The 14,351-nt window shown below is 38.4% G+C and carries 11 protein-coding genes and 2 tRNA genes; 11 read left to right on the top strand and 2 right to left on the bottom strand.

Translation table 11 applies throughout. The annotated features are described in order from the left end of the window. The first annotated feature begins 32 nt into the window (after positions 1–32). Positions 33–416, top strand: a complete 384-nt coding sequence (locus HL290_RS01575; protein ID WP_000043120.1) for a carboxymuconolactone decarboxylase family protein — start codon at positions 33–35, stop codon at positions 414–416. Positions 417–454: 38 nt separating this feature from the next. On the opposite strand, the gene HL290_RS01570 is transcribed toward HL290_RS01575, so the two are convergent. Then, complete coding sequence (locus tag HL290_RS01570) at positions 455–991, bottom strand: cysteine peptidase family C39 domain-containing protein (protein WP_198495395.1); 537 nt, start codon at positions 989–991, stop codon at positions 455–457. A 223-nt stretch (positions 992–1,214) separates the two neighbouring features. Here HL290_RS01570 and ahcY point away from each other — a divergent pair, with 223 nt between their 5' ends. From ahcY to HL290_RS01540, 6 genes are all read left to right on the top strand, one after another. Then, on the top strand, positions 1,215–2,597 hold the full coding sequence (gene ahcY / locus HL290_RS01565) for an adenosylhomocysteinase (RefSeq protein WP_198495394.1): 1,383 nt from the start codon (positions 1,215–1,217) through the stop codon (positions 2,595–2,597). 74 nt (positions 2,598–2,671) lie between these two features. Beyond that, complete coding sequence (gene metF, locus HL290_RS01560) at positions 2,672–3,508, top strand: methylenetetrahydrofolate reductase [NAD(P)H] (RefSeq protein ID WP_004643512.1); 837 nt, start codon at positions 2,672–2,674, stop codon at positions 3,506–3,508. A gap of 18 nt (positions 3,509–3,526) precedes the next feature. Then, on the top strand, positions 3,527–4,249 hold the full coding sequence (locus HL290_RS01555) for a 16S rRNA (uracil(1498)-N(3))-methyltransferase (RefSeq protein WP_198495393.1): 723 nt from the start codon (positions 3,527–3,529) through the stop codon (positions 4,247–4,249). Positions 4,250–4,384: 135 nt separating this feature from the next. Further along, positions 4,385–7,237, top strand: coding sequence for a putative bifunctional diguanylate cyclase/phosphodiesterase (locus tag HL290_RS01550; RefSeq protein ID WP_198495392.1), 2,853 nt, complete (start codon positions 4,385–4,387; stop codon positions 7,235–7,237). Positions 7,238–7,474: 237 nt separating this feature from the next. After that, a complete protein-coding gene (locus tag HL290_RS01545; RefSeq protein ID WP_003650593.1) occupies positions 7,475–9,745 on the top strand; it encodes an NADP-dependent malic enzyme in 2,271 nt (756 codons plus the stop codon). Between the two features lie 91 nt (positions 9,746–9,836). Beyond that, positions 9,837–11,075, top strand: coding sequence for a multifunctional CCA addition/repair protein (locus tag HL290_RS01540; protein WP_045430015.1), 1,239 nt, complete (start codon positions 9,837–9,839; stop codon positions 11,073–11,075). A 41-nt stretch (positions 11,076–11,116) separates the two neighbouring features. On the opposite strand, the gene HL290_RS01535 is transcribed toward HL290_RS01540, so the two are convergent. After that, on the bottom strand, positions 11,117–12,292 hold the full coding sequence (locus HL290_RS01535) for a S1C family serine protease (protein WP_151743302.1): 1,176 nt from the start codon (positions 12,290–12,292) through the stop codon (positions 11,117–11,119). Between the two features lie 194 nt (positions 12,293–12,486). Between HL290_RS01535 and HL290_RS01530 the strand changes: the two genes are divergently transcribed. The 4 genes from HL290_RS01530 to HL290_RS01515 all read left to right on the top strand — a co-directional run bounded on the left by HL290_RS01530 (position 12,487) and on the right by HL290_RS01515 (position 14,323). Further along, positions 12,487–13,245: a Nif3-like dinuclear metal center hexameric protein gene (locus HL290_RS01530; protein ID WP_198495391.1), complete on the top strand. Its 759-nt coding sequence runs from the start codon at positions 12,487–12,489 to the stop codon at positions 13,243–13,245. A 145-nt stretch (positions 13,246–13,390) separates the two neighbouring features. Then, positions 13,391–14,017: a superoxide dismutase gene (locus HL290_RS01525; RefSeq protein WP_003650584.1), complete on the top strand. Its 627-nt coding sequence runs from the start codon at positions 13,391–13,393 to the stop codon at positions 14,015–14,017. Positions 14,018–14,163: 146 nt separating this feature from the next. Next, positions 14,164–14,239: transfer RNA gene (locus HL290_RS01520), tRNA-Asn, on the top strand. Between the two features lie 8 nt (positions 14,240–14,247). Next, a tRNA-Asn gene (locus HL290_RS01515) sits at positions 14,248–14,323 on the top strand. Positions 14,324–14,351: the final 28 nt, after the last annotated feature.

Here is a 14,351-nt window from a genome sequence, read left to right as displayed (position 1 = left end):
TCAATCGACGCTTTTATTTTTAGGAGAAATTAATGTCTAAGCAAGATTACGAAAATGGATTAAAAGTTCGCACAGAAGTGATGGGAGAAGCTTTTGTAAAACGTGCCCAAGAGAATACCGTACCATTTACTCAGCCATTGCAAGACTGGATTAATGAACATGCATGGGGATCTACTTGGCAGCGTGAAGGTGTGCTGCCGCGCAAATATCGTTCATTAATTACTTTGGCAATGTTAACTGCACTTAAGTCACCAACGGAACTCAAAGGCCATGTTCGTGGTGCTCTCAACAATGGTTGTACAGTTGAAGAAATTCAAGAAACGTTATTGCATAGTCTGCCATATTGCGGTGCGCCTGCTACACAAGAAGCCTTTCGAGCGGCTTTAGAAGTGATTCAAGAATATCAACAAAAATAACTTTAATATGAGCCAGCACTCTACTGGCTCTTTTTTATCTAATTCAATTTGATTGAATGCATTTGAAAATTACGATCATCAATCACGATAGCCTGACTACAAATCCCTTCTACTTGACGTTGCTTTTCAAAGACTGCCGCTGACATCGGTTCAAAACTATCAAAGAAGCAGATTTCATTTTGATCTATAGAATAAATGAGTGACTGATTTCCGATACCCTCTAAAGTGTCGTAATACACAATCGCCATTTTTCCATTTTGAATTACAGCTTGAATATCCTGATAGCTTAACGCTGGGCCCGTTGGTATTTTTAATACATTTGCTTCTTTATAACTCATGCGTTCGCTTGGGCTAATATTTGGGTCTTTATCCGAATGAAATGACACCTCAAACCCAAATTTCTTTAAAGCAACAGCCAAGGCAATTGTATAGGTGCCGTCTTCATCATATCGACAAATTTGAATCAGCTCGGAAATATCAATTTGAACCCCATGATGCCGAAGTACCATCCAAACCGCAAAAACACCGCTATTCGCTTCGAGGTTTGCCAAAGATTCGGGAATATTTAAGGCCATAATTTAAATCTAAAGTCGTAATTAAGCAGATAATAAACAAAACTGGATTGGCACTAAAAGCTTTTCCAAGTACAATGTTTCGCTAGTCGAGGGATGCTGCGACAAGTGATCGGCACTAAAGATCAATTTGCCAGGCTCGACAATCGGTTAAACGCTCGTTTTTAACCAACAACGGCATCCGCGAACAGAACGATCCATACTATTTTTTCCCTAGGAGATCCTGATGAACGCGGTTAATGCTTCATTTACAGATTATAAAGTTGCTGACATCTCACTTGCTGACTACGGTCGTAAAGAAATCAAACTTGCTGAAGCAGAAATGCCAGCTCTAATTGGTTTACGTAAACGTTATGCAACTTCTAAACCACTTGCTGGCGCAAAAATTCTTGGTTGTATCCACATGACCATTCAAACAGCGGTTCTTATTGAAACGCTTGTTGAATTAGGTGCTGAAGTTCGTTGGACATCATGTAACATTTTCTCGACTCAAGACCATGCTGCTGCTGCAATTGCTGCTCGTGGCATTCCAGTTTTCGCTTGGAAAGGTGAAACTGAAGAAGAATATGTTTGGTGTTTAGAACAACAAGTTAATGTTAATGGTCAACCTTGGGATGCCAACATGATCTTGGATGATGGCGGTGACTTAACTGCTCTTGTTCATGACAAATACCCTGCTCTTTTAGAACGTATTCACGGTATTACCGAAGAAACCACAACAGGTGTTCAACGTCTTATCGAAATGTGGAAAGACGGTTCTTTGAAAGTACCTGCAATCAACGTAAATGACTCTGTTACTAAGTCTAAAAACGACAACAAATATGGTTGCCGTCACTCATTAAATGATGCAATCAAACGCGCAACTGACATGCTTTTGTCTGGCCGCCGTGCGCTTGTGATCGGTTATGGTGACGTTGGTAAAGGTTCAGCTCAATCTTTACGTCAAGAAGGCATGATCGTTCGTGTAACTGAAGTTGACCCAATTTGTGCAATGCAAGCATGTATGGACGGCTATGAAGTTGTATCTCCATACAAAAACGGCGTACAAACAGGCAAAAAAGAAGATATTAACCAAGACTTACTTGGCAACACTGACCTTGTTGTAACTACTACTGGTAACTACCACGTATGTGATGCTGCAATGTTAGATAGCTTAAAAGCTGGTGCAGTTGTATGTAACATCGGTCACTTCGACACAGAAATTGATACTGCTTATTTACGTGGTTACAAGTGGGTAGAAGTTAAGCCACAAGTTCACCAAGTTTATCGTTCTGAAGATGAAAATAACTACCTCATTCTTCTTTCTGAAGGTCGCCTTGTAAACCTTGGTAATGCAACTGGTCACCCATCACGTGTGATGGACGGTTCTTTTGCTAACCAAGTGTTAGGTCAAATTCACTTATTCCAAGAGAAATTTGCTGACCTTCCTGCAAACGAAAAAACTGCAAAAATTCGTGTAGAAGTTCTTCCTAAGAAACTTGACGAAGAAGTTGCTGCGGCAATGGTTGCAGGTTTCGGTGGTGTACTTACTCAATTAACTCAAGAGCAAGCTGGCTATTTAGGTGTTGCTGTTGAGGGACCATTCAAGTCTGACGCTTACAAATACTAAGAACTTAAGGGCAGACTGTGAACCGACTGCCCTTTTTTCTAAAAATATTGTTTCGCTGTTTACAAGGATTTGACATGACTAAACGTATACCCATTTCTTTTGAATTTTTCCCACCAAAAACTGATGCTGGTGCTGAAAAACTTCGTATTGTTCATCAAGAATTACAACCATTAAATCCAGATTTCTTCTCGATTACTTATGGCGCTGGTGGTTCTACTCGCGAACGTACTCTTGCTGCTATTGATGATTTCAATGGCAAAGGTACACCAGTTGCACCTCACCTTTCTTGTATTGGTGATGATAAAGCGCGTATTGCTGAGTTACTAGATTTATATAAAGCTCAAGGCATTAACCGTATTGTCGCTTTACGGGGTGATTTACCGTCTGGTCAAGTCGGACTTGGCGAACTTCCTTATGCTCAAGATTTAGTACGTTTCATTCGTCAGCATTCAGGTGATCATTTTCATATTGAAGTTGCAGCTTATCCAGAAATGCACCCTCAAGCTGAGAACCTTGATTCAGATATCCAACGTTTTATCGAAAAAGTACAAGCTGGTGCTAATGCAGGAATTACTCAATTCTTCTTTAATCCAGACTCATACTTTTATTTTATTGAGCGCTTAGAAAAAGCTGGAGTTAATATTCCGGTAGCTCCTGGCATCATGCCGATTACCAATGCCAGCAACTTAATTCGCTTTGCTGATGGTACTGGTGCAGAAATTCCTCGCTGGATCCGTAAGCAATTACAAGCCTATGGCGATGACAGTGAGAGTATTAAAGCTTTTGGTCATGAAGTTGTTGTTAAGCTATGTGAACGCTTGATCGCAGGTGGTGCACCAAGCTTACATTTTTATTCAATGAATCAAGTCGAACCAACTCGTCAACTCGTCGTTGATCTTGGTTTAAATTAATTTTGTAAGGCGTACCCAATGAATCGTTTTTTTATCGAAACTGAACTTACAGTTGGCTCAACAATTCAACTGACAGAAACAGTATTTCATCATTGGGTGCGTGTTTTACGTGCACAATTACAAGAACAAGCTACTCTCTTTAATGGTCAAGGTGGCGAATATCTCGCGACACTGACCGAAATTAATAAAAAAAATGCATTTGTCACGATTGAGAGTTTTAACCCTACTAACCGTAGTGCCCCATTTAAAGCTGTTCTGGGTCAGGTCATGAGTAAAGGTGACCGAATGGATTATGCCATTCAGAAAGCCACTGAACTTGGAGTAAGTCAAATTCAGTTGCTTACAAGTGAGCGCTGTGAAATGCGCTTAAAATACGACCGAGATCACAAAAAATTAGATCACTGGCAAGCTGTTGCAATTGCTGCTTGTGAACAATGTGGTCTTAATATCGTTCCAGAAGTGTTAGCGCCCATTTCTCTAAGTGAATGGTTTAGCTCTACTCAGCTTCCCGCTTCAAAATTTGTTTTAGCACCAGAAAAAGAACAAAAAGATGTATTAGCAGGCATACAACCTGAACTTGCCTTATTGATTGGCCCAGAAGGCGGTTTAAGTGAAAATGAAATTACTCAAGCCAATCAAGCTGGTTTTATGAATTGGTGTATTGGTGACCGTGTCCTACGCACAGAAACTGCGCCTGTCGTTGCCTTATCTATTTTAAATTATCGATTTTTATCAACCTAAGTTCATTGAACATTGATTAAATCGTTATTTAAAGTTAATTTACTTTTATTGTATGAATAAAATTTCAAATTCTTTATCACTGATAAATCAGATTCTTTCTGTATATATGTAAAAAAAATAGGATAGAAAAATCTTATGTCCGGGCTTCAGGAAGAATATTTACAGCATCAAACAAAAATTGAGCAGCTAAAACTTTCAATTCAATATATACGCTGGTATTTGATTAGCTTAATACTGTTATGTCTGATCTCATATGCTATTTTTTCTTATTATTTTTCATCTTCAATAACCATATTTAACTGGTCTATCGGCCTCACTATTGCATCTTTTACTTGCCTATTATTTGTTCCAAATATTTTAACCCACTATCGTACTATTAATTTTATTAAAAAAACTGACCTTATATTACAAAGTATTTGTTTTATTTCAGGAATTTTATTAGGGATAACCGTTACAGTTATTCACTTCTATCTTCCTCAAGAGTTAGTTTCGCTACCAGATGCTCATATTTTAATTGCTTTGTTTATCACTTCGGCACATATCATTGGCCTGACTTTTTTAACACAACAACCTCGATACTTTTATCTTTTATTCATTCCCAGCACACTCCCCCTATTAATCGCTCAATTTACACATACACCCATTACTCAGCTACCTTTTTATTTCGCCTACAATATAGCTTTCGTGGCTACAGTACTCTGCGCATACGCAACTCAACGTAACTATCAAAAAATTTCTAAACTATTATTAAAAAATAAACAGCTTGTTCAAATTTCAGATCAACACACTCAGTGGGCTGAAGAATTATGTGTGCAACTTCAACAAGAAGTGAATAAATCGAAAGATATTGAAGCCCAGCTCCAATTTAATAACCATTTACTTGAGCAAAAGGTACGTGAACGAACTTATGATCTCACCAAAATGAATGAGCAACTCGAAAGCCATCATTACAATTTAGCTTTTGCACATGAAACGGCTGGCATTCGGCCATGGGACTGGGATATTGAAAATCAAAAATTAGAAATTACATTTTTCGATCAACAAAAACAAACTCAGACGACCGTTATTCATCTCAATACCATTTTAGATCGTTTACATCCAAGTGATAAAAAGCTTTTTGACGAACGTTTGAAACAACATTTGGAAGGAATTACAGATCATTTTAATGTCAATTTTCGAATTTTACGCCGTGATGGTTCTTGGCGATGGATTCATGATGTAGGCCGTGTCATTACAAGAGATCCTAAAACAAAAAAAGCGCTTCGTATGGTCGGTATGACGCGAGATATACATCAAGAGAAAAAAGATCAAGAACACTTAAGACTATCGGCAATTGTGCTTGAGCAAGCTGCAGAAGGCATATTTATTTTAGATGAACACCTGAACTATATTGATATTAACCCTTACTACGAAAAATTAACCGGATTTTCTAAATCAGAACTCCTAAATAAAGAATTATTTAGCATTACGATTAATCAAAAAGAACTACAACAACAATTTCATAGCTCAATTACCCAACAGCTCCTCGAAACTGGAGAATATATGGGCCAATTTGACGAAAAGTTTAGTTCTGGCAAAAGCGTATATTTGTGGTTACACATCAATGTGGTCAAAGATGAGTTCAATCAAATCACAAATTATATTGGCTTTGCACGTGATCTCACTGAGCAAAAACGTCAGGAACAGCATCTATCCTATTTAAAAAATTACGATAGTCTCACCCACTTGCCTAATCGCCTTTACTATTACAATCAACTACATCAATATCTTGTAAACCCTTCATATAACATTAAAAACTTAGCATTGATACGAGTAAATATTGACCGTTTTCGCGCTTTTAATGAATTTTTAAATAATGATAGTGGTGATGAACTTCTTAAACAGTTTGCACAACGATTACGCTTAATCAATATTAATGCAATTTTGGTTGCTTATTTAAATAGTGACGATTTTGCAATCATTTATGAAATTTCTCCAATTCATCCAAATATTGAGCAATATTGCCAAAACATCTTGCAAGCGCTCAACGCACCTTTTTATATTGATAATCACGAATATTTTATTACGGCATCTATCGGTGTGGCATGCTTTCCTGAGCATGGCCGACAAATTGATCATCTTAACAACCATGCAGAACAAGCACTTTCAGAAGCAAAACGCTTAGGAGGCAATACCATTTCTTACTATTGCAATAAAGCAGAGCATCCATATAAAACTGCTGACTTAGAACAAGAGTTACGTAAAGCCATTCAAAATGATGAATTTGTCATTTATTACCAGCCAAAAATTAATCTACAAGATCAATCAATTATAGGTTTTGAAGCATTAATTCGCTGGCAACATCCCGAAAAAGGATTAGTCATGCCAAATATGTTTATACCTTTTGCTGAGCGTAGTAGCCTGATTTCAGATATTGGCAAAGTCGTTTTAGATAAAGTTGGAAAACAATTACAAGAATGGAAAAGCCAAGGCTACACAAACATTCAAGTCTCTGTAAATATTGTTGCTCAGCAAATACATCGAGGCTTATTACTCAATGATATTGATGAAATTTTGCAGAAATATAATATACAAGGTTCAGATCTTGAACTTGAGATTACTGAGTCAGCCCTCTTGGACAATACCGATAACGTAAAAACGTTATTACATGCAATAAAACAACGAGATATTTCAATTGCTCTAGATGACTTTGGTACAGGCTATTCATCTTTAGCGTATCTGACAGAATACCCAATTGATGTATTAAAAATTGACCGTGCATTTATTTCTAAAATTGGTGATCACAAACAAGAAGCCATTGTAAATGCCATGATTGCGATGGGTAAAAGTATGGGGCTTAAACTGGTTGCCGAAGGTGTAGAAACAGAGGAACAAGTTGCCTATCTACAAAAACAGCAATGTGATTTTTTACAAGGCTATTTCTTTAGTCGTCCTATCCCAGCTGAGCAGATTATCCCTTATCTACAAACAGATCCGCCTATTTCTTAATGGTTCTCACAGACTATTTTTACATATGCTGCTTTTTCCAAAAATGAGCGTTTTTGACTGTGAGAAATAAAGAAGTAGTGTTATATTCTTTAGCATTTAGCTCACTACAGGGCTATTGGCAATTCGTCTACTATTCTCTTAATTGATAAAAATTAAAGCATAGTAAAAGAACCGAGTTGCCTTCCCCTGAATGAGTGATTTGACTAGTTTGCTTTTTTGTATCAAATAGAGACTCAGATGGACGATCAATCTTTAAAACAGGCCGCTTTAAATTACCATGAATATCCAAACCCAGGGAAAATCAGCGTCACCCCAAGTAAGCAACTTGTCAACCAACGAGATTTGGCTCTAGCCTACTCACCCGGAGTTGCTGCGCCATGTTTAGAGATTGAACGTGATCCTTCAACTGCTGCTAAATATACAGCGCGCGGAAACTTGGTTGCTGTAGTCACTAACGGTACTGCTGTTCTTGGTTTAGGTAATATTGGCCCATTGGCTTCTAAACCTGTAATGGAAGGTAAAGGCGTTCTCTTCAAGAAGTTTGCTGGTGTTGACGTATTTGACATCGAAATTGCAGAAAACGATCCAGATAAAATCGTAGATATTGTTGCCTCTCTTGAGCCAACTTTCGGTGGTATCAACCTCGAAGACATTAAAGCGCCAGAATGTTTCTATATCGAAAAGAAACTTCGTGAACGCATGAAAATTCCTGTATTCCATGACGATCAACATGGTACAAGTATTATTGTAGGTTCAGCTTTGCTCAATGCATTGCAACTTGTAAATAAGAAAATTGATGAAATCAAAATCGTAGCTTCAGGTGCAGGTGCAGCAGCACTTTCATGTTTAGACTTGCTTTGTGCGCTTGGTGCTAAAAAAGAAAATATTATTGTTGCCGATTCTCGTGGTCTATTAACGACTTCTCGCGAAGGCTTAGACGAATCTAAAAAACGTTATGTTCAAGATATTACAGCATCTCAGCTTCATGAAGTAATGACTGGCGCTGATATGTTCTTGGGTCTTTCTGCTGCTGGTATTCTCACCAAAGAAATGGTGAAACAGATGGCTGAGAACCCTATTATTTTTGCTTTGGCAAACCCAGATCCAGAAATTTTACCTGAACATGCACATGAAGTACGCTCTGACGTCATTATGGCAACTGGTCGTTCTGACTATCCAAACCAAGTAAACAACGCATTATGTTTCCCATACATTTTCCGTGGTGCGCTTGATGTTGGTGCAACTACGATTAATGAAGACATGAAAATTGCATGTGTACATGCAATTGCGCGTATGGCTCATGTAGAAGCTGATGCAGCAACTTATGGTGAAAAATCTGCTTCATTTGGTCGTGACTATTTAATTCCACGCCCACTTGATCAACGTTTAATTTTAGAAATTGCACCAGCTGTGGCTAAAGCTGCAATGGACTCAGGTGTAGCAACTCGTCCTATCGAAGATTTCGCTGTGTATCGTCAAAAATTGTCTGAGTTTGTATATAACTCTGCATTCTTGATGAAACCAATTTTTGCTCAAGCAAAAGCTGATCCAAAGCGCATTGCATATGCGGAAGGTGAAGACGAGCGCGTATTACGTGCAGTACAAATTGCTGTTGATGAAGACTTAGCTAAACCAATTTTAGTAGGTCGTACTGCTGTAATTGAAGCAAATATCAAAAAATTAGGCCTACGTTTACAACATGGCGTAAATATTGAGATTGTAGATCAAGAACAAAACCCGATGTATGAAGAGTTTTGGAAAGATTACTATCAAACAATGCAACGCAAAGGCATCACTGTTGAATATGCTCAACGTGAAGCTCGTCGCCGTTCAACTTTAATTGCATCTCTACTGGTTAAATTTGGTAAAGCAGACGGTATGTTATGTGGTACTTACAGTAGCTATAACATTCACCTTGACTTTGTACGCAATGTTATCGGTCTTAAAGAAGGCATGAATAACTTCTTCACGTTAAATGCATTAATGCTTGAAGATCGCAACTTGTTTATCGCAGATACCTATGTAAACACGAATCCGACTGCTGAACAACTTGCTGAAATGACTATTTTGGCAGCTGAAGAAGTACGTCGTTTTGGTATTACTCCACGTGTAGCACTGCTTTCTCATTCAAGCTTTGGTAGCGACCAAACTGATTCAAGTGCTCAAAAAATGCGTGAAGTTTATCGTATTTTATCTGAACAAGCTCCTGAGCTTGAAGTTGAAGGTGAAATGCATGGTGATGCAGCATTAGACGAAAATATTCGTCAATTTGCATTCCCTGGTTCACGTTTTAAAGGTTCTGCAAACTTGCTCATTATGCCAAACCTAGATGCAGCAAATATTTCATTTAACTTGTTGAAAGCGACTTCTGGTAACAACGTTACTATTGGTCCAATTTTGCTTGGCGCAGCAAAACCTGTTCATATTTTGACACCGACAGCAACGACTCGTCGTCTTATCAATATGACTGCTTTAACTGTTGCGGAAATCCAACAACAAGAAAAGTAATTTAGAAAGAGCTTTTTACGAAAAGCCTGTCTAATGACTTGAGAAAACCTCTATTCTGTAGCATGATTGCTTGAAGAATAGAGGTTTTTTCATGCAAGTGTATTTAGTAGGCGGTGCCGTCCGAGATTCTCTACTTGGGCATCCCTATCAAGAAAAAGATTATGTTGTGGTCGGAGCAACGCCTGAACATATGCTCGCCCAAGGTTTTCAACCTGTAGGCAAAGATTTTCCTGTGTTTCTTCATCCTAAAACTAAAGAAGAATATGCACTTGCACGTACTGAGCGAAAGTCCGGTAAGGGTTATCACGGTTTTCAGTTTTTTACTGATACCACAGTAAGTTTAGAAGAAGATTTAATTCGCCGTGATTTAACCATCAATGCCATAGCAATGGATCAAGATGGCAAAATATATGACCCCTATGGTGGTCAGACTGATTTAGAAAATAAAACCTTACGACATGTTTCAGAAGCTTTTGCTGAAGATCCTTTACGTGTTTTACGTGTGGCACGCTTTGCAGCTCGATATTCTTCATATGGCTTTCATATTGCATCTGAAACCTTACAATTGATGCAAACAATGGCTGAATCAGGTGAACTCGATGCATTAACACCAGAACGTGTGTGGAAAGAGACTTCGCGTGCGCTTTTAGAAGACCATGCAGATATTTATTTTCAGACACTACGTGATTGCGGTGCCTTAAAACATCTTTTTCCTGAAATTGACGCATTGTTTGGTGTACCACAGCGTCCAGAATATCACCCAGAAGTAGACTGCGGCATACATACCCTAATGTCTTTACAGCAAGCATGTAAGTCAAACTACTCGCTTGATGTTCGGTTTGCTGTTTTAGTACATGATTTGGGTAAAGCATTAACGCCTGTTAACGAGCTCCCTCGCCATATCATGCATGAAGAACGCGGAGTGAAACCCGTTACCGAATTATGCGAACGTTTAAAAGTTCCGACTCAAACTCGACAGTTAGCATTATCGGTGTGTAAAGAGCATTTAAAATGCCATCAGATTATGTCGTTAAAACCCGGAACGGTATGGCGCTTATTACAGCGTTTAGATGTATTACGTCGTCCTGAGAGAGTGGAAGCTTTTGTACAGGCGTGTGAGTGTGATGCTAGAGGAAGACTAGGTTTAGAAGATCGCCCCTATCCTCAAGCTCAGTATATGTTAGATGCAATGCAAGTGGTTCGCTCTATTAAAGTTCAGGATTTACCCGAGAACATTAAGGGTGCTGAAATTGGTGAAATGTTAATTCAATGTCGCATTGATGCATTAACTGAGTTCAAACATCAACATCAAACACCCACACATTCTTAATTTAAGCCAATAAAAAAGCCTCTTTACGAGGCTTTTTTATTTTACTGTTTAGGTAGTGGTATATATTGAGATTGAGTATTTTGGTTTTTTCTTTCTCCAACTGTTACCACAAAGTTTTCTTGCTTCCCAGCTCGCTCAACCACCACATTAATTTCACTATTAGGCGCTTGTAATGCCACATAATTAATTAAATGAGAAGCTGAGGTAATTGGTTCATTATTTACCTGAACAATCTTATCACCAACTTTAATACCGGCTGAAGCTGCTGGCCCATTTTTCAGAACGTCAGCAACAACAACACCAATTTGTTGTTTCGGCGCCAATACATCGTCTTGTGTAGGCGGCACTAAACTAATGCCTAACCATCCACGTACAACGCGACCATCTTTCAAAATCGAGTTTAATACTTGTTGGCAAATTTTAGCTGGAATTGCGAAACCAATGCCTAAAGAGCCGCCCGACTGCGAGAAAATAGCGGTATTTACCCCAATTAGGTTACCAGCGACATCAATTAAAGCTCCACCTGAGTTACCTGGGTTAATTGCAGCATCTGTTTGAATAAAGTCTTCATAGGTATTGATGCCTAAATCAGAACGCTCAGTGGCAGAAATAATACCTTGAGTTACCGTTTGCCCTACGCCAAATGGATTACCAATCGCTAAGACAACATCACCCACTTCATTACCGCTGAGCTTAAATGGCAACACGGGTAATTTATCTAAATCGATTTTAATTACGGCTAAATCCGTATCAGGATCTGTTCCAACAATAGTTGCCTCTGCACGACGTCCGTCACGTAATGCAACTACAATTTGGTCGGCCTGAGCAATCACATGATTATTCGTAAGAATATAACCATCAGCACGAACAATAACCCCAGAGCCTAAACTATTTTCATTTTGCTGTTGTTGTTCAGGAACCTGATTTCCAAAAAATTCGCGGAATACTGGATCACTTAACAATGGATGATTTTGTTTAACTTTCTGGGTCGTAAAAATATTAACAACTGCCGGCGCTGCAACTTTTACCGCAGCACTATAAGACACCACCCCGCCCGCTCGTGAAGTATCAACCAGTGGTTCAACTTTTTCGGCAGGCATTTGCACCCCATCAACTGCAACAGTTGGTTTCGGCTGATGGTATTTTTGCCATGCAATAAAACTGGCAATTACAATAATAAGTAACACCCAAGGTAACCATGTAAAGGTGCGGCGCACGTTCATATCCTCTACGCAAAGAAGCTTTTAATTAAATTAATATATTGAACAAAAAGAGTTTTCAGTTAAGCATTTTAAATTAAATATGTCGATATACATAAAAAACTCAAAAAAGATTTGTCTAGCTTTAGTTACACAACAAAATATGTTTCTATAGCTTTAGCAATTATTTACTACTCAATTCAGGAAATATCATGGCGAATTTGCATGAAATTATTCAGTGGTGCGACCAAACCTTAAAAGCAGCAGAATTTAAAGATTACGCACCAAATGGCCTGCAAATTGAAGGTTCAACTGAAGTAAAACGTATCGTTTGTGCCGTTACTGCTTCCGAAGATGCGATTGATGCAGCTATTGCTCAGGATGCCGATCTATTACTCGTACATCATGGTTATTTTTGGAAAGGCGAACCGTACCCAATTACAGGAATGCGCGGTAACCGAATTAAAAAATTAATTCAAAATAATATTTCACTCGTGGCTTACCACCTACCTTTAGATGCACATCCAAGTTTGGGTAACAATGTAGCCATTGCAGAAAAATTGGGCTTACACCATTTAGAACCACTCGATTTAGCCGAAAAACATCCAATTGGAAATATTGGTTATTTAGAGCAAGCTGTTTCTGTTGAAGAGTTTAAAGCAAAATTACAAGATAGCTTTGATTTTAAAGTAATTCACTTACCAGCCGAGAAAAAAACTATTCAAAAAGTAGGTTTCTGTACTGGCGGTGCTCAAGATTTTATTGCTAAAGCGGCTTTGCAAAATTGCGATGCTTATATTTCAGGCGAAGTCAGTGAACGAACTTTCTATGAAGCAAAAGAATTAGGCGTTCACTATTTTGCGTGTGGTCATCATGCAACCGAACGTTATGGAGTTCAACGTTTAGCCCAAGCAATTTCAAAGCAGTTTGCGATTGAAGCCGAATATTTTGAATTGAATAATCCGATTTAATTAAGTCTTTTTTTCAATCTGTGTTATGCGTATTAATTAGATCTTTATTGTGTATAGTTCTTTAAAACGATGCCCTATTGTGAACAGAATCATTTACAATAGAGCCACTTAATTGTATAACCCAGCAAATGCAAGGAATAGGAACATGACAACCATTACTTTACCTGCACTTCCATATGGCTATGATGATTTAGCGCCACATATTAGTAAAGAAACTTTAGAATACCATCACGATAAACACCACAATACCTATGTTGTTAACTTAAACAACTTAATCAAAGGGACTGACCTTGAAGGTAAAACTTTAGAAGAAATCATCAAAGCAACTGCTGGTGATGCATCTAAAGCTGGTATTTTCAATAACGCTGCTCAAGTTTGGAACCATACATTCTATTGGAATTCTATGAAGCCAAATGGTGGTGGTAAGCCTACTGGTGCAATCGCTGCTAAAATTGAAGAAGCTTTTGGTAGCTACGAAAAATTTGCAGAAGAATTTGCTGCTGCTGCAACAACTCAATTCGGCTCAGGCTGGGCTTGGTTAGTTGCTGATGAAGTAAACGGTAAATTATCTATTACTAAAACTTCTAATGCAGACACTCCACTTGCACATGGTCAAATTGCTGTATTAACAATTGACGTATGGGAACATGCTTACTATATCGATTTCCGTAACTTACGTCCTAAATACATCGCAACTTTCTTAGAAAGCCTTGTGAACTGGGACTATGCGAATGCAAAACTTGCAGGTCAACCAGCTGGTGTAGAGAAATAATTTTATTTCTTTATAAAAAACCACCCTATTTTGGGTGGTTTTTTTATTTTTAGTACCTTAAAAGCATATTAATCAAGCAAACGATTCATTTTCTTTAATATTCTTATTGACGCTTTTAGATTTCATCCATAAAATGCGCATCAGATTCTCCAATAGCTCAGTCGGTAGAGCGACGGACTGTTAATCCGCAGGTCCCTGGTTCGAGCCCAGGTTGGAGAGCCATCTACTAATCTCCCATAGCTCAGTCGGTAGAGCGACGGACTGTTAATCCGCAGGTCCCTGGTTCGAGCCCAGGTGGGAGAGCCAAGATTCTAAAAGCCCGCATTTATTGCGG

The sequence above is a fragment of the Acinetobacter sp. AC1-2 genome, from assembly GCF_016124155.1.
In the GTDB taxonomy this organism is placed as follows: domain Bacteria; phylum Pseudomonadota; class Gammaproteobacteria; order Pseudomonadales; family Moraxellaceae; genus Acinetobacter; species Acinetobacter calcoaceticus.
The sequence above is the reverse complement of the archived record's forward strand: the minus strand, read 5'-3'. Positions and strand labels throughout refer to the sequence as shown.

Excerpts from the sequence above, each read along its gene's own strand:
- ahcY (WP_198495394.1), top strand. The coding sequence starts at position 1,215 with ATGAACGCGGTTAATGCTTCATTTACAGATTATAAAGTTGCTGACATC.
- HL290_RS01570 (WP_198495395.1), bottom strand. The coding sequence starts at position 991 with ATGGCCTTAAATATTCCCGAATCTTTGGCAAACCTCGAAGCGAATAGC.
- HL290_RS01530 (WP_198495391.1), top strand. The coding sequence starts at position 12,487 with ATGGCGAATTTGCATGAAATTATTCAGTGGTGCGACCAAACCTTAAAA.
- HL290_RS01555 (WP_198495393.1), top strand. The coding sequence starts at position 3,527 with ATGAATCGTTTTTTTATCGAAACTGAACTTACAGTTGGCTCAACAATT.
- HL290_RS01545 (WP_003650593.1), top strand. The coding sequence starts at position 7,475 with ATGGACGATCAATCTTTAAAACAGGCCGCTTTAAATTACCATGAATAT.
- metF (WP_004643512.1), top strand. The coding sequence starts at position 2,672 with ATGACTAAACGTATACCCATTTCTTTTGAATTTTTCCCACCAAAAACT.
- HL290_RS01550 (WP_198495392.1), top strand. The coding sequence starts at position 4,385 with ATGTCCGGGCTTCAGGAAGAATATTTACAGCATCAAACAAAAATTGAG.
- HL290_RS01540 (WP_045430015.1), top strand. The coding sequence starts at position 9,837 with ATGCAAGTGTATTTAGTAGGCGGTGCCGTCCGAGATTCTCTACTTGGG.
- HL290_RS01575 (WP_000043120.1), top strand. The coding sequence starts at position 33 with ATGTCTAAGCAAGATTACGAAAATGGATTAAAAGTTCGCACAGAAGTG.
- HL290_RS01525 (WP_003650584.1), top strand. The coding sequence starts at position 13,391 with ATGACAACCATTACTTTACCTGCACTTCCATATGGCTATGATGATTTA.